Origin of the sequence: Mesorhizobium sp. WSM4307 (genome assembly GCF_007003945.1) — a bacterium.
GTDB lineage: Bacteria > Pseudomonadota > Alphaproteobacteria > Rhizobiales > Rhizobiaceae > Mesorhizobium.
Genome location: NZ_VFTB01000001.1, coordinates 626,850 through 651,879 on the forward strand (window position 1 = coordinate 626,850; position 25,030 = coordinate 651,879).

Here is a 25,030-nt window from a genome sequence, read left to right on the forward strand (position 1 = left end):
GACAGGCTCCAGCCTTTGATGTCGAGGCCACCCGTGACGATTGAAATCCCTGCCCATATGCATCCCAGCCGCTCGTTCCAGGGGCTGATCCTGACCTTGCACAATTACTGGGCGACTTATGGTTGCGTCATCCTGCAGCCCTACGACATGGAGGTCGGCGCCGGCACGTTTCATCCGGCAACGACGCTGCGCGCGCTCGGGCCGAAGCGCTGGAACGCCGCCTATGTCCAGCCCTCGCGCCGCCCCAAGGATGGCCGCTATGGCGAGAACCCGAACCGGCTGCAGCATTATTACCAGTACCAGGTGATCCTGAAGCCGAATCCGCCGAACCTGCAGGAGCTCTATCTCGGCTCGCTGGCGGCGATCGGCGTCGATCCGCTGCTGCATGACATCCGCTTCGTCGAGGACGACTGGGAAAGCCCGACGCTCGGCGCCTGGGGGCTTGGCTGGGAATGCTGGTGCGACGGCATGGAAGTCTCGCAGTTCACCTATTTCCAGCAGGTCTGCGGCATCGAATGCGCGCCGGTGGCGGGTGAACTGACCTACGGGCTGGAGCGGCTCGCCATGTATGTGCAGGGCGTCGACAATGTCTACGACCTCAACTTCAACGGCCGCGAAGGCGCCGACAAGGTGACCTATGGCGATGTCTTCCTGCAGGCCGAGCAGGAATATTCGCGCCACAATTTCGAATACGCCAACACGGCGATGCTGCTCAGGCATTTCGAAGACGCCGAGGCCGAGTGCAAGGCGCTGCTCGATGCCGGCGCGCCGGCATCGAACGACAATCTGCCGATGCACAAGATGGTCTTTCCGGCCTACGACCAGTGCATCAAGGCCAGCCATGTCTTCAACCTGCTCGACGCGCGCGGCGTGATCTCGGTTACCGAGCGGCAGAGCTACATCCTGCGCGTGCGCAATCTGGCGAAGGCCTGCGGCGAGGCGTTTTTGAAGACACAGGCGGGTGGATTGGCGGCCTGAGCAATTCCAGGAAAAGCGCGTAGCTTTTTCCCGGGGGAGTTGCGCCAAACAAAGCTCTGCTTCAGGCAGACCTCATCGTCTCGAGGGTAGCGTTGATCGGTGACAGGATCTGGCCGCTCGAGCCAGCCATTGTCCGCAATGCCTGCCGAACACCCGGCATCGAGAAAGCGCCATGGACCTGCGCGGTGAAGCAGGCGCTGAGCGCGAGGATCTGCAGAAGTCTGGATGCCGTTTTCATGGTCGTTCAGCCAATAGTTCCCTGCCTGAGCGTGGGTCGCTTCAGCGCTGCGTTCGGTTCACGGAAATCTTTGATCCAAGGACGGACTGGGGCGCCGCGTCCCGACAAGGCAGCCAAAATTTCTGGAAAGGGTGACAGCGGCCAGCCGAGTTGCTATGCCCCGCCCGGACCACTCTCCCGCATGAGCTGACCCCAATGCCTGACCTGCTTCTAGAACTTCGCTCCGAGGAAATCCCTGCCCAGCCGCGCGACCGCAGCGCCGGAGGCGCGAGGACGCGCAAACAGGAAACTGGCATGCGGGTGGAGACACTCTGATGCCGGATCTTTTGCTGGAACTTCGCTCCGAGGAAATTCCCGCCCGCATGCAGCGCAAGGCGGCGGGTGATCTCAAGAAGATGCTGACCGACGGTCTGGTCGAAGCCGGTCTGACCTATGAGGCGGCGCGCGAATACTGGACGCCGCGGCGCCTGTCGCTCGACATCAGGGGCCTGACGGCGCGCTCGAAGGATATCCGCGAAGAGATCAAGGGACCATCGACGACGGCACCCGAGCAGGCGGTCCAGGGGTTCCTGCGCAAGGCAGGGCTGTCCTCGGTCGCCGAGGCGCATGTCCATTCCGACCCGAAGAAGGGCGACTTCTACGTCGCCCACATTTCGAAGCCGGGCAGGGCGGCCGAAGAGATCATCGCGGAACTGGTGCCGGGCATTATCCGCAATTTCCCCTGGCCGAAATCGATGCGCTGGGGACCGGCCTCGGCCAAGCCAGGCTCGCTGCGCTGGGTGCGGCCGCTGCAATCGATCCTGTGCACCTTCGGCCCGGAAACCGAGGAGCCTGTCGTGGTCGATTTCGAGATCGACGGCATCCGCTCCGGCAACGTCACATATGGCCACCGTTTCCTCGCCCTGGGCGAAATCACCGTGCGCCGCTTCGAGGATTATGTGAGCAAGCTGGAAGCGGCAAAGGTCGTGCTCGACGCCGACCGGCGCAAGGAGATCATCCTTGCCGACGCCCGCAACCTCGCTTTCGCCAACGGGCTCGACCTGGTCGAGGACGAAGGGCTGCTGGAGGAAGTGTCCGGTCTCGTCGAATGGCCTGTCGTGCTGATGGGCGAGTTCGAGCAGGATTTCCTCGCCATTCCGGCCGAAGTGATCCGGCTGACCATCCGCGCCAACCAGAAGTGCTTCGTCACGCGACCGCAAGGTGAAGGCGAGGCGCTGTCCAGCCGCTTCATTCTCACCGCCAACATCGAGGCCAGGGACGGCGGCAAGGAGATCGCCCACGGCAACGGCAAGGTGGTGCGCGCCCGCCTCTCCGATGCGCTTTATTTCTGGACCACGGACCAGGGCGATCTGCCGGACCTCGGACAACTCGAAGCCTCGGCGAAAAAGTTTGGCCTCGATCTGAAAAGGCCGCTCGACCAACGCATGGCCCGCCTCGACCATCTCGGCGTCACCTTCCACGCCAAGCTCGGCACCCAGGGCGAGCGGGTGGAGCGGATTGCCCAGCTGGCTGAAGACCTGGCACCGACCGTCAGTGCTGACCCGGCGCTCGCCGCACGCGCGGCGGTTCTCGCCAAGGCCGATCTCACCACTGAAGTCGTCGGCGAGTTCCCCGAATTGCAGGGCGCCATGGGCCGCAAATATGCGTTGCTCCAGGGCGAGCACCCATCCGTTGCAGCAGCCATCGAGGAACATTACAAGCCGCAGGGCCCGTCCGACTATGTGCCGAGCGACCCGGTGTCGGTCGCCGTCGCGCTTGCCGACAAGCTCGATACGCTGGTCGGCTTCTGGGCGATTGACGAAAAGCCGACGGGGTCGAAGGACCCCTACGCGCTGCGAAGGGCCGCGCTGGGCGTGGTGAGGATTGTCCTCGAAAACAAGATCAAGCTCGCCTTCAGTACCGCGATTGCCGCGACGGTCGCGGCCGCACTTGATGCCTATGAGAGCATGGGCGAAAGCGCTGAGAGCCGGGGCGCCGTGGCAATGCTGGATGCCCGGATTAAAGACTACAGGGGCGAGAGCCGACTGTTGCCGGAAGCGGGACTTATTGCCGACCTGGTGAGGAACGGCCTCGACAAGGCCATATCCGAAACATTCGAGGCCACCGATCCGGAGAGCGAATTCTTCGATGGGCAGCGTATGATGGAAATGCAGGCCTCCTTGGCTCCGTTTACCGCCGACCTCCTCGCCTTCTTCCACGACCGCCTCAAGGTCTACCTCCGCGACCAGGGCGCCCGCCACGATCTGATCGACGCCGTCATCACCCCGCAGTCCGACGATCTCCTGCAGATCGTTCGTCGTGTCGAGGCACTCGGCACCTTCCTCGACACCGAGGACGGCAAGAACCTGCTCGCCGGCACCAAGCGCGCGGCCAACATCCTGGCCGCCGAGGAGAAGAAGAAAACAGCTGTTGCCGAAACCGTTGAGCCGGCCTTGTTCAAGGAAAATGCCGAAAAATTGCTGTTTGTGGCGGTGAATCAGGCCGAGAAGCAAGCCGGCGAAGCGATTCAAAACGGAGACTTTTCCGCCGCCATGCTGGCGCTTAGCGCGTTACGCGAACCGGTTGATTCATTCTTTGAAGGTGTTCTCGTGAATGATGAAGACCTGGCGGTGCGAGCCAACCGTCTGGCGCTGCTCACGCGCATCCGCGCGGCCACCGGTCAGGTCGCGGATTTCTCGAAAATCGCGGGTTGAGAGCTTAACAAAAATATCTTCCAGCCGGCCGTTCGAGCCGGCTTACAGTCATATGGCGATGATCTCTGCGTGGCAAAAGGGACATGTTCCCCAACCCAACGGAGGCTTCCATGAATTCCGATCACGACATCGAAGTGACTGAAGAAACCTCGGCCGCCGCCGAGGCGCTTGAATCCGCTTCCGAAACCGCCCTCGACCATGCCGCTGCCACGGCGGTCGAAGCCGCCGATCACTCTGATGACGAGGATGGCGACGTAGAAGAAGGCGACGACGCCGAAGACGAAGAAGAATCCGAAGGCGGCGAGTCCGAGGAAGACGAGGACGACAAGGAAGAAGCGGCCTGAGATTTCAATCCGGCTCTGTCGAGAAGCGGGCGGCACATCGGCGCCGCCCTTTGTCATCTTCCCGGACGCTTGTCAGTTCTCCAGGATGCGGACGCGCACGCTGTCCTCGTAGACGTCGACCTGGATCAGCGGTTCTCCATTGACGATGGCGCGCTTGGTCGACGAACTCATCGCGCCGGGACGCTCCAGCATGCGCTGCAGGTCCGCGCGCTGGTCGTTGGTCCTGAACCAGGCATCACCCTCATCGTCGCTGTCGCGGCGATGGAATTTGTGCCAGTTGGCGCGGTCCTGCCGCACCATCTGCGCGGCGTTGTCCAGCGCATAGCCGTCGCTCGCCTGATGGTCCCGATCGGAAATACGCGCGACATAGGATCCCAGCATGTCATCGGCTTGCGCTGCACTGGCGCCCAGCAGCGATGCCAGCAGAAGCCCGGCCACGGTAACGGTCTTGGATAGTCTCATGATCAACCCCCTTTTGAAACGACGAACTCGTTTGCCACGGCCGCCCCTTTCCCTGAATCGCTCGACCAAATTCAGGCGGCTTCGAGCGGCAAGATATGCCGGCACGAACTCGCGCGGCAATGGTGCGCAGGGCGCCGTCAAACTGTCAACGAACTGGCCGGGTCCAGCAGTTTGCCGGCCGGCTACTTGACCTTGCCGACCTTGGAAGCGGGCGCCGATGCGGCTGCCGGTGCGGCCGGCTTCTTCTGCGTGCCCGACGCCGGAGCCGCCGAGGCGGTCGCCTGGGCCGGGGCAGGAGCCGCGGCGGTGGTGGCGGCCGGTGCCTTGGTTTGTGTCGGTGTCGAGAAATCGCCGCCGACGATGCCGCCGCGAATGATCATCGGGCTTGGCATGAAGCCGTGCTGTGCCTCGGGCGGGCTGGGGATCGCCGCCACCTTCTCATAGGTGACGTCGGGCTCGCCGAGCGCGACGACGGACACCACATCGCTTGCCTTGATATCGGCCGCCTTCAGGGTCAGGATGGAGGGCGTCGCGGCCGGCGGGCCGGGAAAGACCAGGGACGAGGCCTGAACTCCGCTGGCCATCGTGGCCAGAGTTATTCCCAGCAGTACGCGCACAGACACTGATATAGCTCCCCTTTGCCCCGAAGCTGCTCAATAGCAGGCCAGAATTGATGCCGGCTTTCGCACAAACATAGCATTTTAGGGATTGATAAATCGCCAAGACCCTCTCTTGCCCAACAGCCGCCATCGTACTACGCAGCCGGCATCTGCGAGGTGACGAGAGTGGCTGAGATACTTGCCGTCGGCGAGGCGCTGGAGCGGGCGCTGGCTTTGCTTCAGGGCGGCGACGTCGTCGCCATTCCGACGGAAACCGTCTACGGGCTTGCCGGCGATGCCACCAACGGCATCGGCGTGGCGCGCATCTTCGAGGCCAAGGGGCGGCCGCGCTTCAATCCGCTGATCGCCCATGTCGCCGACATGGCCATGGCCGAGCGCATCGCCGTGTTCGATCCGCTGTCGAAGAAACTCGCACAGGCCTTCTGGCCGGGTCCGCTGACGCTGGTGCTGTCGCAGCGGCCCGGCAACGGCATCCATCCACTGGTCACAGCCGGGCTCGACACGATCGCCTTGCGCATGCCGAGGGGCTTTGGCGGCGACCTCATCGCAAAGCTCGGCCGGCCGCTGGCCGCGCCCAGCGCCAATTCCTCCGGCAGGATCAGCGCGACGACGGCGCAAGCGGTGGCGGCCGATCTCGGCGCCCGCATCAAGCTGGTGGTCGATGGCGGCGCGACGCCGGTCGGACTGGAATCGACCATCGTCAAGGCCGAAGGGGCAGGAGTGCGCCTGCTCCGGCCTGGCGGCATCGCCGCCGGGGAGATCGAGGCGGCCATCGGCATGGAACTGTTGCGCGGCGGTGCAGTCGGCGTCGAGGCGCCAGGCATGCTTGCCTCGCACTATGCGCCGGGTGCTGAGATGCGGCTCAATGCCGGAATGGTCGTCGAGGGCGAGGCGCTGCTTGCCTTCGGCGATCAGCGAGCCGAAGGCTGGCGCAATGCTGCCGCGTTCCTCAACCTATCCGCGTCTGGTGACCTGCGTGAAGCGGCGAGCAATCTTTTCGCCTTTATGCAGGAACTCGATCGCAGCGGCGCGCGCACCATCGCGGTGGAGACGATTCCGTTCGACGGGCTCGGAGAGGCCATCAATGACCGGCTCGCTCGCGCGGCCGCCCCTCGTGACAATGCACAGCCCACAACATAGTTTTGCCGCATGACCGAAATCGCAAAGACACTCGATCCCGCCCTCATCGACCGCTTTGCGGCGATCGTGGGTGACAAATACGCGCTGCGCGACGAGCAGGACATTGCGCCCTATCTCGTCGAGCGGCGCGGGCTCTGGCACGGCGCGACGTCGCTGGTGCTGCGGCCGGGTGGCGTCGACGAGGTCAGCCGCATCATGCGGCTGGCGACAGAGACGGCAACGCCGATCGTGCCGCAAAGCGGCAACACCGGGCTGGTCGGCGCCCAGGTGCCGGACAAATCCGGTCGCGAGATCATCCTGTCCTTGTCGCGGCTGAACCGCATCCGCGAGATCGACGTCCTGTCCAACACGGTGACGGCGGAGGCCGGCGTCATCCTGCAGACGCTGCAGGAGGCGGCCGACGCCGCCGACCGGCTGTTTCCGCTCTCGCTCGCCGCGCAAGGCTCCTGCCAGATCGGCGGCAATCTTTCTTCCAATGCCGGTGGCACCGGCGTGCTGGCCTACGGCAATGCCCGCGAACTCTGTCTCGGTGTCGAAGTGGTACTGCCGACGGGCGAGGTCTTCGACGATCTGCGCAAGCTGAAGAAGGACAACACCGGCTACGATTTGAAGGACCTGTTCGTGGGTGCCGAAGGCACGCTCGGCGTCATCACCGCCGCCGTGCTGAAACTGTTCCCGAAGCCGAAGGGGCGTGAGGTCGCATTCGTCGGCCTGTCGTCTGCCGAAGCGGCGCTGTCGCTGTTCAGCCTGGCGATGGACCGCGCCGGCGCTTCGCTCACCGCCTTCGAATTGATCGGCAAGAGACCCTACGATTTCACGCTCAGACATGGTCAAGGTGTCGTGCGGCCGCTGGCCGGCGACTGGCCCTGGTATGTCTTGATGCAGGTTTCCTCCGGCCGCTCGGAAGCCGATGGCCGGGCGCTGATCGAGGAGGTGCTGGCGGACGGTCTCGAGCAAGGCACCGTTGGCGATGCCGTGGTCGCGGCCAGCCTTGCCCAGGGCGACGCTTTCTGGAATTTCCGCGAGACGCTGCCCGAATGCCAGAAGCCGGAGGGCGCCTCGATCAAGCACGATATTTCGGTGCCGATCGCATCGATCCCGCGCTTCATCGCAGAGGCCGCCGGCGCGGTGGCGTCGGTCAGTGCCGGCGCCCGCGTGGTCTGCTTCGGCCATATGGGCGACGGCAACCTCCACTATAACATCTCGCGGCCCGTCAATGGCGACGACGAGGCGTTTCTCGCCCTCTACCATCCCATGAACAAGGCCGTGCACGATGTCGTGCGCGCCTTCCACGGTTCGATCTCGGCCGAGCACGGCATCGGCCAGTTGAAGCGCGACGAACTGATCGCCACGGCACCGCCGATGGCCATCGATCTGATGCACCGGGTGAAAGCCGCCTTCGATCCGGCCGGCATCATGAATCCCGGTAAGGTTATCTGATCCTTTCAACATCTAGTGGCCGGTGGCATTCCGATAACCATCCCTGAGATCAGCAAAATTTAACCGACTTTCTTAAGCGCGGCGGTAAGGAGCCCGCGCTACTGTTTCCCCATAACGAGGCCGGGAAAACTGGCCCGGAGAGAACCGGACACCGGCTCTCAGGAGACAGACAGGAAGGCATTCTATGAACACCGGACTGAAGCCAGTCTGGGCGGGACGCAACATGCGCCTCGACCCATTCCGACTGCCCCAGATGGTCAGCTACGCCACCCGCGACGATTATGGCGACGTGACGTTCACCATCGACCACCGTGGCGCCGTGATCCGCCGCATGCTCGAGATGAGCGGCGTGCCGGCGATCATCGCCCTGCCGGCCAATGCGTTCCGCGGCGTCGCCGCCCGCGCAATGGAGGATCCGGAAGGCAACGTCACGGTGACCCTGGAACTCCTGCACAATGATCCGATGCTGTCGGTGCCCCTGCTGGTCGCCGACGATCTCGACGATGTCGCCGCCGACTGGCGCGCCTGGGCCGATGCCTACCGCCTGCCTATGCTGCTGATCGAATCGGACGGCGTCGTCCGCACCCTGGAGGAATCGCTCGGCGCCGCCATCAAGACGCTGCCGCCGCAGGATCGCCGCAAGGGTCGCGTTTCCAACACGCGCCGCCCTCGCTTCCTTGCCCGCCGCAGAGCCGGCAACCTCGGTCTCAGGCTGGTCATCGGCGGCCAGGAGATCATTTCACGCGACTAAACCAGCGGCTTCAGCGCCACCCACAATGCGCCGCCGATCAGGCCGAGGAAGATCAGCCAGCCGACCTGGTTGTTCGACCGGAACAGCCGCAGGCATTGGTCCGGATCGTTGATGTCCAGAACCGCGATCTGCCGCGCCATATGGGCGCCGGCGGCGATCAGTCCGGCGAGCGCCACCACGGGCGCCTGCGCCGAGGCGAAGGCGATGGCGAAGCAGACCAGTGTGCCGCCGTAAAGTCCGGCCAGCCACGACTTGGTGTTGTCGCCGAACAGCCGCGCCGTCGAGCGCACGCCGACAATGGCGTCGTCTTCCTTGTCCTGGTGCGCATAGATCGTGTCGTAGCCGATCACCCACAGGATCGAGCCGATATAGAGCATGATGGCGGGGCCATCGAGATCGCCGAACTCGACCGCCCATCCCATCAGCGCGCCCCAGGAAAAGGCAAGGCCGAGAAACAATTGCGGCCAGTTGGTTATCCGCTTCATGAATGGATAGATGGCGACGATCACCAGCGAGCAGATGCCGAGCAGAATGGCGAAGCTGTTGAATTGCAGGAGCACGACAAGGCCGACCAGAGCCTGCAGGACAAGAAACAGCCAGGCCCGACGGCGCGTGGTCTGGCCCGATGGCAGCGGACGCGAGCGGGTGCGTTCGACCTGGTTGTCGATGCCTTCGTCGACGATGTCGTTATAGGTGCAGCCGGCGCCGCGCATGGCGATGGCGCCGACCAGGAACAGCACGAGGTACAACGGCGCCGGCAGCAGTGAGAGCAGCGGGTCGCCGGGGCGCGGATAGGCGCTTGCCGCGAGCGCCGCCGACCACCAGCATGGCCACAAAAGCAATTGCCAGCCGATCGGCCTGTCCCATCGCGCGAGCTGCGCATAGGGCCAAACCGCGCGCGGCAGCACACGATAGACCCAATGGCCGTTCGGCGCATCGGCAACACGGCCCTGGGCCGCTTTCGACTGGATAGGTTCCATGTCCATGGAGTGGCAGCAGCCGCGGAAACCGTCAAGCGGCAAGCGGATAAGCAGCGACCGTCAACCTGTCAGGAGGTGAAGATGTCGCGCGTGGAAAACCAGTCTTTCGCCGTCTCGACGAATGCCAGTGCCGCATTCGACACGCGCTGATGCGTGTCATAGGTGAGGATGATGCGTTGCATCGGCAGCGGATCCGACAGCGGCTTGCAGATCAGGGGCAGTCCATCATAGCTGCGGTCGCCATGCGGGCGGGTGTAGCTGACGGCGACGCCAAATCCGTTCGCCACCATGCTGCGCTGGAGTTCGAACGAGCTTGTCGCCCTGTCGGCCACCGGCGAGAGGCCACGGCCACGGAACAGGTCGAGCATGTGCTGCCAGCTGTGCGGCTGGTCCGTCGTGATCAGCGGATAGGCCGCCAGATCCGCCAGGCTGACCTCGGGATAGTCCACCAGCGCATGACCTGCCGGCAGCAATGCGTGCGGCCGCAGCTCGTGCAGCAGGATGCGGGCGAAATGCGCGGGCAGGCCAAGGTCGTAGCTGAGGCCGAGATCGATGGCGGCATCCGCCAGACGCCGCCCGAGCGTTTCGAAGGTTTCGTCGCGAACGATCACCGTGACGTTTGGATGGCGTTCGGAAAAGGCGCGGATCAGACCTGGCGCGAAATAGGGCGCCAGATCCTCGAAACATCCAAGCACCAGCTCGCCGCCGATGGCGGAATTGCCCGAACCCAGACTCATGAGTTCGTCGGTCTCGGCAAGAACCTGTTTTGCCTTGGCCACGACGACGCGGCCGAAGGAGGTCAGCGAAACGCCGCTGCCGCGCTGGCGCACGAACAGTTTCTGGCCAAAATCCTTCTCGACCGCGTCGATCGCCACCGAAATCGAGGGCTGGGAAATGTTCAGTGCTCTGGCCGCGCCGGTGACGCTGCCGAGGCGGGCGACAGCGACCAGATAACGCAATTGGGTGAGGCTGAGGCCCATAGTCCTGTTCTATGTGTCAGATGAGAAGTTATTATTTTACTGAATGAATCCGGGTTGCAATAGTCATCCCGATCCTGAAAGGAGGACACCATGGCTTCCCAGACTGCTGCCCGCTCCATCGACACCGGCCTGATCGATGCGGAGACGATTGCCGACTACCAGCGTGACGGCGCGGTCTGCATCCGCGGCGCTTTCAAAGGCTGGGTCGACACGATTGCCGCCGGCATCGAGCGCAACATGCAGAACCGCAGCGCCACCGCGTCCGACATCGCCAATGGCCGCGGCAGTTTCTTCGACGATTACTGCAACTGGGAGCGCATTCCCGAATTCGTCGAGCTGGTGCGGAAATCGCCGGCCGCCGAACTGGCGGCGGCGGTGATGCAGTCGCGCACCGCGCAGTTCTTCCACGATCACGTTCTGGTCAAGGAACCCGGCACGCAGAAGCCGACACCCTGGCACCAGGACATCCCCTATTATTTCGTCGATGGCCGGCAGACGGTGAGCTTCTGGATCCCCATCGACCCGGTGAAGGAGGCGACACTACGCCTGATCGCCGGCTCGCACAAATGGGACAAGATGATCCTGCCGGTGCGCTGGCTCGACGACAGCAATTTCTATGCCGGCGAGGGCGACTACCTGCCGGTGCCCGATCCCGACAACGACCCGTCGATGAAGGTGCTCGAATGGGAGATGGAGCCAGGCGACGCCATTCTGTTCGACTTCCGCACCGCGCATGGCGCGCGAGGCAATTTGACTGCGGCGCGGCGCCGGGCGCTGTCGCTGCGCTGGGTCGGCGACGATGCCCACTATGTCGAGCGGCCGGGCCGTACTTCGCCGCCCTATCACGGCCACGGCATGCAGCCCGGCCAGAAATTGCGCGAGGACTGGTTCCCGGTGCTCTTTCCCGGCTGAAGCAGGCCAGAATAGGGGCGCCGGAATTCGCCGCCCATATTCGGCTGGGATAACGTTCCCGTGCGCAATTCGGATCAAAACACCCTGATGCCTTGACCCGTCGCCCGGAGAGCAATAGCGGGTGCTCTCCAGGGTTTGCATCGAGAGGTGGCCATGAACGTTCTTCTTCTGGGCTCCGGCGGCCGCGAACACGCGCTTGCCTGGAAGATTGCCGCCTCGCCGCTGCTGACCAAGCTCTACGCGGCCCCCGGCAATCCGGGCATCGGTGCTGAGGCTGAACTGGTGAAGCTTGACATCACCGACCACGCCGCCGTGACCGCCTACTGCCGGGAGAAGAAAATCGACCTCGTCGTCGTCGGACCGGAAGGGCCGCTTGTCGCCGGTATCGCTGACGATTTGCGCGCCGAAAACATCCGCGTCTTCGGGCCTTCGAAGGCCGCCGCGCGGTTGGAAGGCTCTAAGGGTTTCACCAAGGACCTCTGCGCCCGATACGATATCCCCACCGCCGCCTATGGCCGTTTCAACGATCTGGCCTCGGCCAAGGCCTATGTCGAAAAGACCGGCGCGCCGATCGTCATCAAGGCCGATGGGCTCGCCGCCGGCAAGGGCGTCACCGCCGCCATGACGCTGGACGAGGCACGGGCGGCGCTAGATGCCTGTTTCGAGGGCTCCTTCGGCGTTGCCGGAGCGGAGGTGGTGATAGAGGAATTCATGACCGGCGAGGAGGCGAGCTTCTTCTGCCTCTGCGACGGAACCACGGCACTTCCTTTCGGCACGGCACAGGACCACAAGCGTGTCGGCGACGGCGATGTCGGCCCCAACACCGGCGGCATGGGCGCCTATTCGCCGGCGCCGGTGATGACGCCGCAGATGGTCGAACGCACCATGCGCGAGATCATCGAGCCGACCATGCGCGGCATGGCCGAGCTTGGCGCGCCCTTCGCCGGCATTCTCTTTGCCGGGCTGATGATCACCGACAAGGGACCGAAGCTGATCGAATACAACACCCGCTTCGGCGATCCCGAGTGTCAGGTGCTGATGATGCGGCTGAAGGACGACCTGCTGGTGCTGCTCAATGCCGCCGTCGACGGTCAACTGGCGCACACGTCCATACGCTGGCGCGATGAGACGGCACTCACCGTGGTGATGGCGGCGCGGGGTTATCCCGGCACGCCGGAAAAGGGGTCGGTCATCCGCGGCGTCGAGCAGGCGGCGGGCGAAGGCGTCCAGATCTTCCACGCCGGCACCGCCATCAATGGCGGCGCGCTGGTCGCCAATGGCGGCCGCGTCCTCAATGTCACCGCGACCGGCGCCACGGTCGGCGAGGCGCAGGCGCGGGCCTATGCCGCGCTCGGCCGGATCGACTGGCCGGACGGATTCTGCCGCCGCGACATCGGCTGGCAGGCCGTGGCGCGCGAGCGGGCGAGCTGAGATTTCGGAGCGGCGGGCTACGGCCGGCCGCGATCGATTTCGGTCGAACCGGTGCTGACCGGGTCGGCCGCGGCAAGGGCGGCGTCCAACTGCTCGGCTGGGCGTTGCCCGGTCCGCTTCCAGGCGACATATTGAACGATGCCGAAGCCCTGCCTTTGCGGCACCGTCTTCACCACCGGCATGCGGAACCCGTCGCGGAATTTGGACCAGCGCGAACCGAGCACCGCGACCATTTCCTCGAAGGTCGGCGGCGTTGCCACATCCGCATAGATGAGGGTGGTCTTGCCGGCGAGCGCTGCTTGGCGCGAGAGCGGCACCGGCACGCTGGCAAGGTAGTCGGATGGCACGTCGATGAGCCCGCCAAAGGGCCATTGCTGGCGCAGCGTGGCGGCATCCGCCGGCACGACGTTGACGTCGATATTATCGGGCGTGCCGGCCACCCTGTAGGGGCAGCGGAAGCGACCGCAATTGGCTTGCGCGGAAAATTGCCAGAGCGCGTAGCCTTGCCAGTTGCCCATCGGGAAATGCACGTCGATATCAGGCTTGTAGCGTGCGTACCAAAGCGGCAACCGCGACAAGAGCCGGTATTTGTAGCGGTTGTCGGCGATGTACTGCGCGGTCTTGCCGTTGGTGTAGAGCACCGGGAAGCGGCCGATGCGCCGATGCACCTGGCGCACGAACTCCTCGGCATCGTCGAGCGACATCCATTGCGAGGGATCGATGCCCTCAATGTCGAGCGCCATGAGATCGTCCGGCGCGGGATCGGCGAAATCGAGGAAATTATTGGCCTGCTCGACCGGGTTGCCAGGTCGGGCGAGGTGATAGGCGCCCCATTTCATGCCGAGTGCCTTGGCGACGACCCGTCGCGTCTGAAACAGTTCGCGCGTCACCGCATGGCGCTTCCACAGCGCCTTGCACAGCTTCACGTCGGCGTCGCTGCCGAAACAGAAATAGGGCGGCGGCATGCCGTCGGAGGCCTTGTTGATGAAGGCGACGATGCGCTTGTCGGTGGCGAGCTGCGCCCAGTCGATCGAATTGTACTCGTAGGCGTCGACGACCAGCGCGCGGTCGGCGTTCTTCCACGGCTCGGAGAAATCCGAGGCCTTTGCCGCCGATATCAGCGCCATCATCGCCGCAAGAGCGATCGCTGAGCGGCGAAGAAGGTGCGCCGGCGTTTTCAAACAGGGGATCCCCGTTGATCAAACACCGATGGTGAACCGCTATGGTTAAGGAATGCTTCTCGAAGCAGGGCCGTGGGGAGCTAGCGCCGGTTGAACGGTTGAAATTCAAACGGGTCGGGCGCGGGCTCTTGCCGCAGCGTGCCTTCGGCGGCGCGCTTGCGGTGGTGGGCAAGAGAACATTGCGGCGAGCACAATATGCCGCGATCCGACCAGTAGGCGGCGCCATGCTCCAACTGGCCGCCATGATGCCAGAACCCCGTTGCGCGATAGGGCAAGCCACATTCGATGCAGCGATAGGCGTCGGGTCTGGCGAGCATGGGCTTGTTCCGGTCGGCTGCTTCTGGTCTGTCGCCGGTCGGCTTGATGCGGCGCCTATTGAATTTAATACGGGCCGGCGCGATTGCAAAATCCGCGTGACAAAGTTTGACGTTTACGTAAAAAGAAATGGGGAGACCGCCCAAAGGCGGATGGTTTTGCGGCCGCGCCGGCTCTAGGGTTGGCGAGGCTGGTGCATCAGGAGGATCGAGCGGCATGTATCGGGCACCGGTCGAGGATATCGCGTTCACGCTGAAGCATGTTGCCGGCATGAAATCCGCCCTCGACGCCGGTAGGTTCGGCGATCTCGGCGAGGACCTGGTCGACGCCGTCCTTGGCGAGGCCGGCCGTTTCGCCACAGAGGAGGTGGCACCGCTCTACAAGATCGGAGACGAGCAGGGTGCGGTGCTCAAGGATGCCGCCGTCACCATGCCGCCCGGCTGGAAGGAGCTTTATCGCCGCTGGATCGATGGCGGCTGGAACGCGCTGTCGGGGCCTGAAGACCATGGCGGCCAGGCGCTGCCCACCATGCTGGGCGTCGCGGCGCTCGAAATGTGGAACTCCGCCGCCATGGCCTTCGGCATCGGCCCGACGCTGACCATGGGCGCGGTCGAAGCGCTCGACAAGCACGCTTCCGAAGCGCTCAAGGCGACGTATCTCGCCAAGCTCGTGTCGGGCGAATGGATGGGCACGATGAACCTGACCGAGCCGCAGGCCGGCTCCGATCTCGCCGCCTTGCGCTCCCGCGCCGAGCCCGCCGGCGACGGCACCTACCGCATCTTCGGCCAGAAGATCTTCATCACCTATGGCGAGCACGATTTCACCGACAACATCATCCATCTGGTGCTGGCACGGTTGCCGGACGCGCCCGCCGGCACGCGCGGCATCTCGCTGTTCCTGGTGCCGAAATTTTTCGTCAACGACGATGGCTCGCTCGGCGCCCGCAACGACGTCTTCTGTTCCGGCCTCGAGCACAAGCTCGGCATCCATGCTTCGCCGACCTGCACCATGATTTATGGCGACGGTTTCCAGGGCGCCAGACCCGGCGCCGTCGGCTGGCTGATCGGCGAGGAGAACAAGGGTCTCGCCTGCATGTTCACCATGATGAACAATGCCCGCCTGGCCGTCGGCATGCAGGGTGTCGCGGTCGCGGAAGCCGCCACCCAGAAGGCGATCGCCTACGCCAATGAGCGCCGCCAGGGCAAGGCGGCGGATTATGCCGGCGCCGGCATGGCGCCGATCGTCCATCACCCCGACGTGCAACGCAATCTCCTGACCATGAAGGCGCTGACGCAGACGGCGCGGGCGATCAGCTATTCCTGCGCCCACGCCATCGACATGGCGCGGGTCTCGGATGGCGATCAGGCGTCACGCTGGCGCGACCGCGCCAATCTTTTGACACCGCTTGCCAAGGCGTTTTCGACCGATGTCGGCGTCGAAGTTGCTTCGCTCGGCGTGCAGGTGCATGGCGGCATGGGCTTCATCGAGGAAACCGGTGCTGCAGCCTTCTACCGCGACGCCCGCATCGCGCCGATCTACGAGGGTACCAACGGCATCCAGGCGATCGATCTGGTCACCCGCAAGCTGCCGCTCGGCGGCGGCGAACACGTGCATGGCTTCATCGGCGAACTGGCCGCCGTCGCCAATGCCGTGCGTACTTCCAACCTGCAGGGTTTCGGCCGAACAGCCGATGCGCTCGACGCAGCCCTTGGCGACCTGACGCAAGCGACGCGCTTCCTGCAGAAACTGTCGGCCGACGGCCGGTCAGACGAGGCGCTGGCGGGAGCGACGCCGTATCTCAGGTTGATCTCGCTTGCCGCTGGCGGCGCCTATCTGGCGCGCGGCGCGCTTGCCGATCAGGACCGCATCGCCCTGTGCCGCTTCTTCGCCGAAAACCTGCTCGGCGAGGCACACGCCTTGAAGGAACGCGTCATCGACGGCGCGGAGAGCCTCGCTGCCGCCGGCAAGGCGCTGATATCAGCTTGAATTCTCATAGCGCTCCATCAGGGAAGAAGACCGTGACAGACCATATCCTCGTCGAGCGCCAGGGCGCCATCCAGATCATCCGCATGAACCGTCCGGACAAGAAGAACGCGCTGACGCGTGCCATGTACGCAAAGATGTCGGCGGCGCTTGCCGAAGGCGATGCCGATCCGGCGATCCGCGTCCATGTCTTCCTCGGCGTGCCCGGTGCCTTCTCCTCCGGCAACGATCTTGCCGATTTCATGGTTGTCGCCACCGGCGGTGACGGCGGCACGGAAGTCTGGGATTTCCTGATGGCGCTGGCCAGGGTCGAAAAACCCATCGTCTCCGGGGTCGACGGCATCGCGGTCGGCATCGGTACGACGATCAACCTGCATTGCGACCTGACCTTCGCCACGCCGCGCACCGTGTTCAGGACGCCTTTCGTCGATCTTGGCCTGGTGCCCGAGGCCGGCTCCAGTCTGCTGGCGCCGCGCATCCTGGGTCAGCAAGGCGCCTTCGCGCTGCTCGGCCTTGGCGAAGGTTTTTCCGCCGAGCGCGCGAAGGCCTCCGGCCTGATCTACGACGTGGTCGAGGAGGGCGCGCTGGAGGCCTCGGTGCTGGCGGCCGCCGGCCAGATCGCCGCCAAGCCACCGCAGGCGCTGAAGATCGCGCGCGACCTCATGCGTGGCTCGCGCGACGATCTCGTCGCCCGCATCGGCGAGGAAAGCCAGCATTTTCGCGAGCGGCTGAAGTCGGACGAGGCCCGCGCCGCGCTCACCGCGTTCATGACCAGGAAGAAGAGCTGAGGCCTTGCCCTCTCAGGGATAAAGCCGCGTCTTGTCCCAATCGCCTTTGGCATTGCGGGTAAAGACCACCCGGTCATGCAGCCGGAACGGACGGTCGTGCCAGAACTCGATCGTCTTCGGCACGATGCGGAAACCCGACCAGTGCTTCGGGCGTGGAATCTCGCCGATGGCGTAGCGCGCCGTGTATTCGGCGACAGCTTTCTCCAGCGCGAAGCGGCTTTCCAGCGGCCGTGACTGCTTCGACGCCCAGGCGCCGATGCGGCTGCCGCGTGGGCGCGTCGCGTAATAGGCGTCGGCCTCGGCATCGCTGACGATCTCCACCGGGCCGCGAATGCGCACCTGCCGGCGCAGCGATTTCCAGTGGAAACACATCGCCGCCTTCATGCTGCCTAGAATCTCCTGGCCCTTCGCGCTCTCGAAATTCGTGTAGAAAACAAAGCCGCCTTCATCGAACCCCTTCAGCAGCACCATCCGCACATCCGGCATGCCTTCGGAATCGACGGTCGCCAGCGCCACGCCGTTGGCATCGTTGATTTCGTTCTTGGTGGCGTCGTCCAGCCATGCGGCAAAGAGGCGAAATGGCTCGGCCGCTTCGGTAAAGTCACTGGTTGTTAACTCTGTGTCGCTCATAGTTTTTCTCAAATTGTCACGAAATCAGGGAGGTCGCCGATTGTCGCGTATCGCGCAAGCTTTTGACAGCAGGCAATGGGGCGTTATCGCTTCGGCCAGCGCGAAAGCGGCGATCGTGGCGGCGGCCTTGCCGCTTGCCGCCTGCGGCGCGGGTGGCTTCAGCCTGGAAAAGGCCGAAGTCGACCGCTCGATCCTGACCAGCAGCACGCAGGCTTCACCGGCGCCTGCCGATTCGGATCGCGACTCCGACCAGACGACGATCGGCAATGCGGTGTCCTCCGCCGACATCGAACAGCTCGGCGGCCAGGCCGTGCCGTGGGCCAATGCCGGCACCGGCTCGCGCGGCTCCATCACCGAACTGGCGGAATTGAAGGACAGGGGCCAGACCTGCCGCCGCTTCAAGGCCTCGCGCGAAAGCTTTGACGGCGTTGCCATGTTCGAAGGCGAACTCTGCCTGGCCAGTGCCGGCGGCTGGCGCATGCAGGGCTTCAAGGCGCTCTGATTTCCGCTTTCAATATGGCCATCAGCTACTGGAATTTCTTCCTATCCGAGCGCATATAGGAGGCAAGTATGGACTCAACTCATTTCCAGGGCAGGAAGCATGCGCGACCCGTATGAGGTCCTGGGCGTTGCAAAGAACGCATCGGCCAAGGACATAAAATCGGCGTACCGGAAACTCGCCAAGAAACATCATCCGGACCAGAATCCGAATGATCCCAAGGCGAAGGACCGTTTTGCCGCGGCCAATCAGGCCTATGAGATCGTCGGCGACGAGAAGAATCGTGCTGCTTTCGATCGCGGCGAGATCGACGCCGACGGCAAGCCGCGCTTCCAGGGCTTTGAGGGCGCCGCCGGTGGCGGCGATCCCTTTGCCGGGTTTCGCCGCCAGCAAGGCGCTGGCGGTTCGCGATTCGAATTCCGTTCGGGGCGCCCGGGCGGGGATCCGTTCGACGGCAACAGCGATATTTTCAGCCAGATTTTCGGCGACGCCTTTTCCGGCGCGCGCGGTGCCGGCATGGGCGACCGCCGCCAGCCCGCGACGGCGGCCGATCTGAACGTCACGCTCGACGTCACCATCGAGGAAGCGGCGACCGCCGAAAAGGTGACGGCGATGTTCCCGGATGGCCGCAAGGTGGCGGTCAAACTGCCGGCCTTTGTCGAGGATGGCCAGACCATCCGGCTGAAGGGGCAGGGCGAGCAGGGGCCGGGCCAGCCCGGCGACGCGCTGGTCAAGATCCATATCCGCCGGCATCCGCGCTACCGCATCGAGGGCCGCGACCTGCATGCCGATCTGCCGGTGTCGCTGGCGGATGCGGTGCTGGGCGCCAAGGTGCCGGTCGAGACGCCGACAGGCAGGCTGGCGGTCAACGTTCCCGCCTGGTCGAGCTCGGACAAGGTCCTGCGGCTCAAGGGCAGGGGCCTGCCGGAAAAGGCCGGCGGCCATGGCGACCTCTACGCGCATGTCCGCATCATGCTGCCGGAAGGCGGCGACGGCGCGCTCGAAGCGTTGCTGCGTGGTCAAAAAGGCTGATCCATCGTTCTTGTCCCCCGAACTGTCCGGTTTGAGCGCTTGAAGGGGCTGTGTGCCTGTGCGATAGGCACTCCACAAAGAACAAACCTTGCGGAGAGCGCTCACATGGCGGGTGGACAGGGCCTGATGGCCGGCAAGCGCGGCCTTATTCTTGGCGTCGCGAACAACAGGTCGATTGCCTACGGCATCGCCAAGGCATGCGTCGACCATGGCGCAGAGATCGCGCTGACCTATCAGGGCGAGGCGTTCAAGAAGCGCGTCGAGCCGTTGGCGGCGGAACTGGGCGCCTTTGTCGCCGGCCATTGCGACGTCACCGATCCGGCTAGCCTCGATGAGGTTTTCGCCAATGTCGCCAGGCATTGGGGCAAAATCGACTTCCTCGTCCATGCCATCGCCTTCTCCGACAAGGATGAGCTGACCGGCCGCTATGTCGAGACCACGCGCGACAACTTCCTGCGCACCATGGACATTTCGGTGTTTTCCTTCACCACCATCGCCAAGCGCGCCGAGGCGCTGATGACCGAGGGCGGTTCACTGCTCACGCTAACCTACTACGGCGCCGAGAAGGTGATGCCGCACTACAACGTCATGGGTGTCGCCAAGGCCGCGCTCGAAGCCAGCGTGCGTTACCTCGCCGTCGATCTCGGCGGCAAGAAGATCCGCGTCAACGCGATCTCGGCCGGCCCGATCAAGACACTGGCCGCCTCGGGCATCGGCGATTTCCGGTACATACTGAAGTGGAACGAATACAATTCGCCGCTGAAGCAGACGGTCACGCAGGAGGAGGTCGGCGATTCCGGCGTCTATTTCCTGTCCGACCTGTCGCGTGGCGTCACCGGTGAGGTGCACCATGTCGATTCCGGCTATCACGTGGTCGGCATGAAGGCGGTCGACGCGCCTGATATTTCGACGGTCAAGGATTAATTCCGTCCCCTATCCTCAGTCCAGGCCCTTGCCCGACCTTCGGAAGACTTGATGTACCCGCTGGTTTATATCGTGCGCCACGGCGAGACCGCGTGGAACGCCGAGGCCCGGCTTCAGGGCCAGGCCGACACCGATCTCAATGAGCTCGGCCGCCAACAGGCAACCGGAAACGGGAATCGGCTGGCCGGCCTCGTCAACAAGCCGGAGGATTTCGATTTCATCGCCAGCCCGATGAAGCGGACGCGCGAAACGATGGAGCGCATCCGCGTCGCGATGAGGCTCGATCCGCTCGTCTATCGAACCGATCCCGATCTCGTTGAAGTCAATTTCGGCGATTGGCAGGGGTTCACGTTTGCCGAACTCGAGACACGCTATCCTCGTGCGAAGAGGACTCGCGCTTTGGATAAATGGAACTTCCGGCCGCCCGGCGAAGGTGCCGAGAGCTACCAGATACTGCTCGAACGGGTGAAGCCCCGGTTCGACGAGATTGACCGCAAGACGGTCTGCGTGACGCATGGCGGCGTCATGCGCACCCTGTTCCGTTTCGTGCTCGATATGGCGGAGGACGAGGCCGCGAACCTGGAAATACCGCACGATCGCGTGCTCAAACTTGAAGGCCGGAGCCTGGAGTGGGTTTAAGCCGCCTGACCTAGTTCGTGTCGCTGTCCGGCAACTGCATATCGGTCACGACATTCTCGCCATTGGTCACGTCGTAAGCGATGACGATGTCCATGCCCGGCTTCAGCGAGTCGAGATCGGTTTCGGCGTTCAGCTTGTAGGATTTGCCGTCATCCAGCGTCAGGGTCAGCGCGTCCTTGTCGATCTTCTTGATCAGGCCTTCGGTCTGTCCGGCGAAGGCGGCGGTGGAATAGAGCAGGGCGGCGGCAACAGCGCCAATCAGGGTACGCATGATCGTCCTCTTTGGTCATTGCGCCGGCACTGCGGCGGCGGGTCCTCAACGGCGGATGGAAGAAAGCAGAAACCAGCCGAATGTGTCAAAACTTAAACGGCAGGGATGACAGTTTGACCACCGCAAAAAACGCCAATAGAAGGCAGGCTTCAACCGGCTCCGCTGCCGGCAGGGCACTTTATCAATGTCTCATAACACGTTCGGCCACCTTTTCCGCGTCACCACCTGGGGCGAAAGCCATGGCGCAGCACTTGGCTGCGTGGTCGACGGCTGCCCGCCCGGCATCCGCTTCACGCGTGACGAGATCCAGGCCGAACTCGACAAGCGCCGGCCGGGCCAGTCGCGCTTCGTCACCCAGCGCCGCGAACCCGACGAGGTGAAGGTGCTGTCTGGTTTCGTCCTCGACGAGGACGGCCAGACGATGATCACCACCGGCACGCCGGTCTCCATGTTGATCGAGAATGTCGACCAGCGTTCCAAGGACTATGGCGAGATCGCCCGCCAATACCGGCCGGGCCATGCCGACTACACCTATGACGTCAAATACGGCATACGCGACCATCGCGGCGGCGGCCGCTCCTCGGCCCGCGAGACCGCGGCCAGGGTCGCCGCCGGCGCGCTCGCCCGCAAGGTGGTGCCCGGCATGGTGGTGCGCGGCGCCCTGGTTTCGATGGGTGAAAAATCGATCGACCGCGCCAACTGGAACTGGAATTTCATCGGCGACGCGCAGAATCCGTTCTTCACACCCGATCCCGCTTCGGTTCCCGTCTTCACGCAGTATCTCGACGGTATCCGCAAGGCCGGATCCTCGGTCGGCGCCGTGATCGAGATCGTCGCCGACGGCGTGCCGCCAGGGCTTGGCGCGCCGATCTATGCCAAGCTCGACCAGGACATTGCGTCGGGCCTGATGTCGATCAACGCCGTCAAGGGCGTCGAGATTGGCAACGGCTTCGAGGCCGCCCAGATCACCGGCGAGCAGAATGCCGACGAGATGCGCATCGGCAATGACGGCAAGCCGGTGTTCCTGTCCAACAATGCCGGCGGCATCCTTGGCGGCATCTCGACCGGCCAGGCGATCGTGGCCCGTTTCGCCGTCAAGCCGACCTCATCGATCCTGACGCCGCGAAAGTCGATCGACAAGGACGGCAACGACGTCGAGGTGATGACCAAGGGCCGGCACGACCCCTGCGTCGGCATCCGCGCCGTGCCGATCGGCGAGGCAATGGTTGCCTGCGCCATTGCCGATCACTATCTGCGGCACAGGGGACAGACGGGGAAGGGAATAGGCAGTAGGGAATAGGCATTTGGCCGCCCGACACAGCCTTTTCATTTCCCTACTGCCTATTCACTAATCCCTGCGAGCGAAGCGAGCACCCCATGCCTTACGATCAGAAGAAGATTGTCGAAGCCATTCGCGCTTTCGAACGCGGCGAGATCGTCGTCGTCATGGACGATGACGGGCGCGAGAACGAGGGCGACCTGATCGTCGCCGCCGTTCACTGCACGCCGGAAAAGATGGCCTTCATCGTGCGCAACACCTCGGGCATCGTCTGCACGCCGATGCCGCGCGAGGAAGCCAAGCGGCTCAACCTGCAGCCGATGGTCGCCGACAATGATTCCGCCCACACCACCGCCTTCACCGTCAGCGTCGATTTCAAGCATGGCACGACGACGGGCATTTCGGCTGACGACCGAACGCTGACCGTGCGCAACCTCGCCAACGGCAATGTCGGCGCCTCCGATTTCGTCCGCCCCGGCCACATCTTCCCGCTGATCGCCCGCGAAGGCGGCGTGCTGATGCGTTCGGGCCATACCGAAGCGGCGGTCGATCTCTGCAAGCTCGCCGGCCTGCCGCCGATCGGCGTCATTTCCGAACTGGTCAACGACGACGGCACCGTCAAGCGCGGTCCGCAGGTGCAGGCTTTCGCCGAAGAGCATGGCCTGAAGCAGGTGTCGGTCGCCGACCTCATCGCTTACCGCCAGCGCAAGGAAACGCTGGTCGAGCGCGTCGCTTGCTCCGATATCGACACGCTTGGCGGCAAGGCGCAGGTCTTCACCTACACGCTGCCCTGGGACACGATGCATCACGTCGCAGTCGTGTTCGGCGATATACGCGATGGCGAGGAAGTGCCGGTGCGTCTGCATTCCGAGGATGTGGTGACCGACGTCTTCGGCACCAGCCATCGCCTGGACGGCATCATGAAGGCGATGGGCGAGCGCAAACGCGGCGTCATCGTCTATCTCAGAGAGGGCTCCGTCGGCGTCGCGCACCAGGAGCGCAAGCGCCCGCTGAGCGGTGACCGCGAGGATCACGAAGAGGCCCGCCGCCGTGAGAATGAATGGCGCGAAATCGGCCTCGGCGCACAGATCCTGAAGGATCTCGGCATTTCCTCGATCAACCTGATCGCCTCGCGCGAGCGCCACTATGTCGGCCTCGAAGGGTTTGGCATCCACATCGCCAAGACCGAGATCCTCTAAAATATATTCGAGACTCAGGTCAGGTCGGCCTGACCTGAATCTCGACATATTCTGGCTATCACTCGGCCGGAACGGCGGCTGCTTCGCATCCGTCCAACTCGCATTTATGCGTGGCCAGGATGCGTTGGCCGAGCAGCACGGTGGCGAGCGCAATCGTGCCCGATGCCACCGAGACCCAGAACCCGTTCTGGGCGCCGAACGCATCCACCACGGCGCCGGCGGCGAAGGAGCCAAGCGCCATGCCGATGCCGATCCCGGTGGTCACCCAGGTGATGCCTTCGGTCAGCATCGCTTCCGGCACATGCTGCTCAATCAGCCCGAAGGCCGTGATGAAGGTCGGCGAGATCGCCACGCCGCTGATGAAGACGGTCAGCGCCAGAAGCGGCACGCTGTTGGCGGTGAGTGGCAGCAAGGTGCCGAGCGCGACCAGGGCGACCGCGATGGCGAGCTGGCGTTGCAGCGGTGCCTTCAGGTTGAGCGCGCCGACAATGATGCCGAGCACGAACGACCCCAGCGCGTAGACGCCGATGACGAGGCTGGCGGCGCCGGGCTGGCCGAGCTCCTTGGTGATGGCCACCGTGCTCACTTCCGTCGTCGCGAAGGTCGCGCCGACGAAGATCAGGGCAAAGGTGATGACCTGTACCGGCCGCAGGCGGATCGCCGAGCCGCTCGAGCCATGGTCTACCGGGCGCACCTGCGGCTCGGTCGATCGCTGCAGGATGAACGCGGTCGAGCCCAAGGCGAGGAACAGAGTGCTCGCCAGCATGCCCGCTTCCGGAAACAGGGCGGCGCTGAGGCCGACCGACAGCGATGCGCCGGCGATATAGACCAGTTCATCCGCCGCCGATTCGAAGGCGAAGGCGGTGTTCATCTCGGGCCGACCCCGGAAAAGCTCGGTCCAGCGCGCGCGCACCATGGCCGGCATGCTGGGCATGGCCGCCGCCAGCAGCGCCGACACGAACAGCGTCCAGACCGGCCAGTCCTGATTGGCGGCCGCGACCAGCGTGATGAAGGCGACCACGGAGATGACTGTCGTGGGCACGACGATCCGCGTCTGGCCAAGGCGGTCGACCAGTCTTGATATTTGCGGCGCCAGGAATGCGTTGGCCAGCGCGAATGTCGCCGAGACAGCACCCGCCAGCCAGTATTCGCCACGCGTCTGCGACAGCATCGCCACGATGCCGATCGGCGCCATGGCGATCGGCAGGCGCGCCATGAAGCCGGCGGCCGCAAAGCCCCTCGCTCCAGGGGCGCGGAAGATTTCCGAATAGGGGTTTTGCATGGGGTTCCTCGACAAAGGGCGGTTCGACAATTACATACG

General features: G+C 64.2%; 26 protein-coding genes. 16 read left to right on the forward strand and 10 right to left on the reverse strand.

Annotated elements, in window-relative coordinates; translation table 11 throughout:
• Positions 1-18 precede the first annotated feature (18 nt).
• A complete protein-coding gene (locus tag FJV83_RS02885) occupies positions 19-978 on the forward strand; it encodes a glycine--tRNA ligase subunit alpha (RefSeq protein ID WP_185973321.1) in 960 nt (319 codons plus the stop codon).
• A 61-nt stretch (positions 979-1,039) separates the two neighbouring features.
• Here FJV83_RS02885 and FJV83_RS36300 read toward each other — a convergent pair whose 3' ends face one another.
• A complete protein-coding gene (locus FJV83_RS36300) occupies positions 1,040-1,216 on the reverse strand; it encodes a hypothetical protein (protein ID WP_179295769.1) in 177 nt (58 codons plus the stop codon).
• 314 nt (positions 1,217-1,530) lie between these two features.
• Between FJV83_RS36300 and glyS the strand changes: the two genes are divergently transcribed.
• Together glyS and FJV83_RS02895 are read left to right on the forward strand one after the other, a co-directional pair.
• A complete protein-coding gene (gene glyS, locus FJV83_RS02890) occupies positions 1,531-3,909 on the forward strand; it encodes a glycine--tRNA ligase subunit beta (protein ID WP_142884984.1) in 2,379 nt (792 codons plus the stop codon).
• A gap of 110 nt (positions 3,910-4,019) precedes the next feature.
• Positions 4,020-4,253 (forward strand): ATPase, encoded by a 234-nt coding sequence (locus FJV83_RS02895; protein ID WP_095771065.1) that lies wholly within the window; start codon positions 4,020-4,022, stop codon positions 4,251-4,253.
• Between the two features lie 72 nt (positions 4,254-4,325).
• Here FJV83_RS02895 and FJV83_RS02900 read toward each other — a convergent pair whose 3' ends face one another.
• Positions 4,326-4,715: a hypothetical protein gene (locus tag FJV83_RS02900; protein WP_095791293.1), complete on the reverse strand. Its 390-nt coding sequence runs from the start codon at positions 4,713-4,715 to the stop codon at positions 4,326-4,328.
• Positions 4,716-4,897: 182 nt separating this feature from the next.
• Positions 4,898-5,338: a hypothetical protein gene (locus FJV83_RS02905; protein WP_246691782.1), complete on the reverse strand. Its 441-nt coding sequence runs from the start codon at positions 5,336-5,338 to the stop codon at positions 4,898-4,900.
• Positions 5,339-5,500: 162 nt separating this feature from the next.
• On the opposite strand from FJV83_RS02905, the gene FJV83_RS02910 reads away from it, so the two are divergent.
• The 3 genes from FJV83_RS02910 (at position 5,501) to FJV83_RS02920 (ending at position 8,666) form a co-directional block, all read left to right on the forward strand.
• Positions 5,501-6,475: an L-threonylcarbamoyladenylate synthase gene (locus tag FJV83_RS02910; protein WP_185973311.1), complete on the forward strand. Its 975-nt coding sequence runs from the start codon at positions 5,501-5,503 to the stop codon at positions 6,473-6,475.
• A gap of 9 nt (positions 6,476-6,484) precedes the next feature.
• On the forward strand, positions 6,485-7,915 hold the full coding sequence (locus FJV83_RS02915) for an FAD-binding oxidoreductase (RefSeq protein ID WP_142884986.1): 1,431 nt from the start codon (positions 6,485-6,487) through the stop codon (positions 7,913-7,915).
• A gap of 184 nt (positions 7,916-8,099) precedes the next feature.
• The gene (locus FJV83_RS02920; RefSeq protein WP_142884987.1) at positions 8,100-8,666 is read left to right on the forward strand and encodes a DUF6101 family protein; all 567 of its coding nucleotides are present in this window, start codon (positions 8,100-8,102) and stop codon (positions 8,664-8,666) included.
• Here the strand turns inward: FJV83_RS02920 and ubiA are convergent.
• Together ubiA and FJV83_RS02930 are read right to left on the reverse strand one after the other, a co-directional pair.
• Positions 8,663-9,646, reverse strand: coding sequence for a 4-hydroxybenzoate octaprenyltransferase (gene ubiA / locus FJV83_RS02925; protein ID WP_179300986.1), 984 nt, complete (start codon positions 9,644-9,646; stop codon positions 8,663-8,665). The two genes, FJV83_RS02920 and ubiA, sit on opposite strands and share 4 nt — an antisense overlap.
• Before the next feature lie 68 nt (positions 9,647-9,714).
• On the reverse strand, positions 9,715-10,626 hold the full coding sequence (locus FJV83_RS02930; RefSeq protein ID WP_142884988.1) for a LysR family transcriptional regulator: 912 nt from the start codon (positions 10,624-10,626) through the stop codon (positions 9,715-9,717).
• Between the two features lie 90 nt (positions 10,627-10,716).
• Here FJV83_RS02930 and FJV83_RS02935 point away from each other — a divergent pair, with 90 nt between their 5' ends.
• Both FJV83_RS02935 and purD read left to right on the forward strand, forming a co-directional pair.
• Complete coding sequence (locus FJV83_RS02935; protein ID WP_142884989.1) at positions 10,717-11,538, forward strand: phytanoyl-CoA dioxygenase family protein; 822 nt, start codon at positions 10,717-10,719, stop codon at positions 11,536-11,538.
• A 153-nt stretch (positions 11,539-11,691) separates the two neighbouring features.
• On the forward strand, positions 11,692-12,969 hold the full coding sequence (gene purD / locus FJV83_RS02940; RefSeq protein WP_142884990.1) for a phosphoribosylamine--glycine ligase: 1,278 nt from the start codon (positions 11,692-11,694) through the stop codon (positions 12,967-12,969).
• Between the two features lie 17 nt (positions 12,970-12,986).
• Here purD and FJV83_RS02945 read toward each other — a convergent pair whose 3' ends face one another.
• Positions 12,987-14,099 carry a glycoside hydrolase family 25 protein gene (locus FJV83_RS02945; RefSeq protein WP_095771055.1) on the reverse strand — a complete coding sequence of 371 codons (1,113 nt, stop codon included), beginning with the start codon at positions 14,097-14,099 and terminating at the stop codon, positions 12,987-12,989.
• 131 nt (positions 14,100-14,230) lie between these two features.
• Positions 14,231-14,467, reverse strand: coding sequence for a hypothetical protein (locus FJV83_RS02950; RefSeq protein WP_095771431.1), 237 nt, complete (start codon positions 14,465-14,467; stop codon positions 14,231-14,233).
• 214 nt (positions 14,468-14,681) lie between these two features.
• Here FJV83_RS02950 and FJV83_RS02955 point away from each other — a divergent pair, with 214 nt between their 5' ends.
• Both FJV83_RS02955 and FJV83_RS02960 read left to right on the forward strand, forming a co-directional pair.
• Positions 14,682-16,451, forward strand: coding sequence for an acyl-CoA dehydrogenase (locus FJV83_RS02955; protein ID WP_142875388.1), 1,770 nt, complete (start codon positions 14,682-14,684; stop codon positions 16,449-16,451).
• Between the two features lie 32 nt (positions 16,452-16,483).
• Positions 16,484-17,236 (forward strand): crotonase/enoyl-CoA hydratase family protein, encoded by a 753-nt coding sequence (locus tag FJV83_RS02960; RefSeq protein WP_095786625.1) that lies wholly within the window; start codon positions 16,484-16,486, stop codon positions 17,234-17,236.
• 12 nt (positions 17,237-17,248) lie between these two features.
• Here the strand turns inward: FJV83_RS02960 and pdxH are convergent, their stop codons facing one another.
• On the reverse strand, positions 17,249-17,866 hold the full coding sequence (gene pdxH, locus FJV83_RS02965; RefSeq protein WP_095771052.1) for a pyridoxamine 5'-phosphate oxidase: 618 nt from the start codon (positions 17,864-17,866) through the stop codon (positions 17,249-17,251).
• Between the two features lie 40 nt (positions 17,867-17,906).
• Between pdxH and FJV83_RS02970 the strand changes: the two genes are divergently transcribed.
• The 4 genes from FJV83_RS02970 to FJV83_RS02985 all read left to right on the forward strand — a co-directional run bounded on the left by FJV83_RS02970 (position 17,907) and on the right by FJV83_RS02985 (position 20,960).
• Positions 17,907-18,368 carry an RT0821/Lpp0805 family surface protein gene (locus FJV83_RS02970; protein WP_095771051.1) on the forward strand — a complete coding sequence of 154 codons (462 nt, stop codon included), beginning with the start codon at positions 17,907-17,909 and terminating at the stop codon, positions 18,366-18,368.
• A gap of 99 nt (positions 18,369-18,467) precedes the next feature.
• A complete protein-coding gene (locus FJV83_RS02975) occupies positions 18,468-19,397 on the forward strand; it encodes a DnaJ C-terminal domain-containing protein (RefSeq protein WP_095771050.1) in 930 nt (309 codons plus the stop codon).
• Between the two features lie 105 nt (positions 19,398-19,502).
• Positions 19,503-20,321: an enoyl-ACP reductase FabI gene (gene fabI, locus FJV83_RS02980; RefSeq protein ID WP_095771049.1), complete on the forward strand. Its 819-nt coding sequence runs from the start codon at positions 19,503-19,505 to the stop codon at positions 20,319-20,321.
• Positions 20,322-20,372: 51 nt separating this feature from the next.
• A complete protein-coding gene (locus FJV83_RS02985) occupies positions 20,373-20,960 on the forward strand; it encodes a histidine phosphatase family protein (RefSeq protein WP_142884991.1) in 588 nt (195 codons plus the stop codon).
• Between the two features lie 10 nt (positions 20,961-20,970).
• Here FJV83_RS02985 and FJV83_RS02990 read toward each other — a convergent pair whose 3' ends face one another.
• Positions 20,971-21,231 carry a DUF1344 domain-containing protein gene (locus FJV83_RS02990; RefSeq protein WP_095771047.1) on the reverse strand — a complete coding sequence of 87 codons (261 nt, stop codon included), beginning with the start codon at positions 21,229-21,231 and terminating at the stop codon, positions 20,971-20,973.
• Positions 21,232-21,415: 184 nt separating this feature from the next.
• Here FJV83_RS02990 and aroC point away from each other — a divergent pair, with 184 nt between their 5' ends.
• Together aroC and ribB are read left to right on the forward strand one after the other, a co-directional pair.
• Positions 21,416-22,531 carry a chorismate synthase gene (gene aroC, locus FJV83_RS02995; RefSeq protein ID WP_095771046.1) on the forward strand — a complete coding sequence of 372 codons (1,116 nt, stop codon included), beginning with the start codon at positions 21,416-21,418 and terminating at the stop codon, positions 22,529-22,531.
• Positions 22,532-22,608: 77 nt separating this feature from the next.
• On the forward strand, positions 22,609-23,709 hold the full coding sequence (ribB, locus tag FJV83_RS03000; protein WP_010914867.1) for a 3,4-dihydroxy-2-butanone-4-phosphate synthase: 1,101 nt from the start codon (positions 22,609-22,611) through the stop codon (positions 23,707-23,709).
• A 58-nt stretch (positions 23,710-23,767) separates the two neighbouring features.
• Here ribB and FJV83_RS03005 read toward each other — a convergent pair whose 3' ends face one another.
• Positions 23,768-24,991, reverse strand: a complete 1,224-nt coding sequence (locus FJV83_RS03005; protein ID WP_142884992.1) for an MFS transporter — start codon at positions 24,989-24,991, stop codon at positions 23,768-23,770.
• Positions 24,992-25,030: the final 39 nt, after the last annotated feature.

Coding starts and splice junctions, on each gene's coding strand:
- FJV83_RS03005 (WP_142884992.1), bottom strand. CDS start 24,991: ATGCAAAACCCCTATTCGGAAATCTTCCGCGCCCCTGGAGCGAGGGGC.
- FJV83_RS02920 (WP_142884987.1), top strand. CDS start 8,100: ATGAACACCGGACTGAAGCCAGTCTGGGCGGGACGCAACATGCGCCTC.
- FJV83_RS02955 (WP_142875388.1), top strand. CDS start 14,682: ATGTATCGGGCACCGGTCGAGGATATCGCGTTCACGCTGAAGCATGTT.
- ubiA (WP_179300986.1), bottom strand. CDS start 9,646: ATGGAACCTATCCAGTCGAAAGCGGCCCAGGGCCGTGTTGCCGATGCG.
- FJV83_RS02930 (WP_142884988.1), bottom strand. CDS start 10,626: ATGGGCCTCAGCCTCACCCAATTGCGTTATCTGGTCGCTGTCGCCCGC.
- glyS (WP_142884984.1), top strand. CDS start 1,531: ATGCCGGATCTTTTGCTGGAACTTCGCTCCGAGGAAATTCCCGCCCGC.
- FJV83_RS02935 (WP_142884989.1), top strand. CDS start 10,717: ATGGCTTCCCAGACTGCTGCCCGCTCCATCGACACCGGCCTGATCGAT.
- FJV83_RS02985 (WP_142884991.1), top strand. CDS start 20,373: ATGTACCCGCTGGTTTATATCGTGCGCCACGGCGAGACCGCGTGGAAC.
- aroC (WP_095771046.1), top strand. CDS start 21,416: ATGTCTCATAACACGTTCGGCCACCTTTTCCGCGTCACCACCTGGGGC.
- fabI (WP_095771049.1), top strand. CDS start 19,503: ATGGCGGGTGGACAGGGCCTGATGGCCGGCAAGCGCGGCCTTATTCTT.
- FJV83_RS02975 (WP_095771050.1), top strand. CDS start 18,468: ATGCGCGACCCGTATGAGGTCCTGGGCGTTGCAAAGAACGCATCGGCC.
- FJV83_RS02885 (WP_185973321.1), top strand. CDS start 19: ATGTCGAGGCCACCCGTGACGATTGAAATCCCTGCCCATATGCATCCC.
- FJV83_RS02950 (WP_095771431.1), bottom strand. CDS start 14,467: ATGCTCGCCAGACCCGACGCCTATCGCTGCATCGAATGTGGCTTGCCC.
- pdxH (WP_095771052.1), bottom strand. CDS start 17,866: ATGAGCGACACAGAGTTAACAACCAGTGACTTTACCGAAGCGGCCGAG.
- FJV83_RS02900 (WP_095791293.1), bottom strand. CDS start 4,715: ATGAGACTATCCAAGACCGTTACCGTGGCCGGGCTTCTGCTGGCATCG.
- purD (WP_142884990.1), top strand. CDS start 11,692: ATGAACGTTCTTCTTCTGGGCTCCGGCGGCCGCGAACACGCGCTTGCC.
- FJV83_RS02945 (WP_095771055.1), bottom strand. CDS start 14,099: ATGATGGCGCTGATATCGGCGGCAAAGGCCTCGGATTTCTCCGAGCCG.
- FJV83_RS02915 (WP_142884986.1), top strand. CDS start 6,485: ATGACCGAAATCGCAAAGACACTCGATCCCGCCCTCATCGACCGCTTT.
- ribB (WP_010914867.1), top strand. CDS start 22,609: ATGCCTTACGATCAGAAGAAGATTGTCGAAGCCATTCGCGCTTTCGAA.
- FJV83_RS02895 (WP_095771065.1), top strand. CDS start 4,020: ATGAATTCCGATCACGACATCGAAGTGACTGAAGAAACCTCGGCCGCC.
- FJV83_RS02990 (WP_095771047.1), bottom strand. CDS start 21,231: ATGCGTACCCTGATTGGCGCTGTTGCCGCCGCCCTGCTCTATTCCACC.
- FJV83_RS36300 (WP_179295769.1), bottom strand. CDS start 1,216: ATGAAAACGGCATCCAGACTTCTGCAGATCCTCGCGCTCAGCGCCTGC.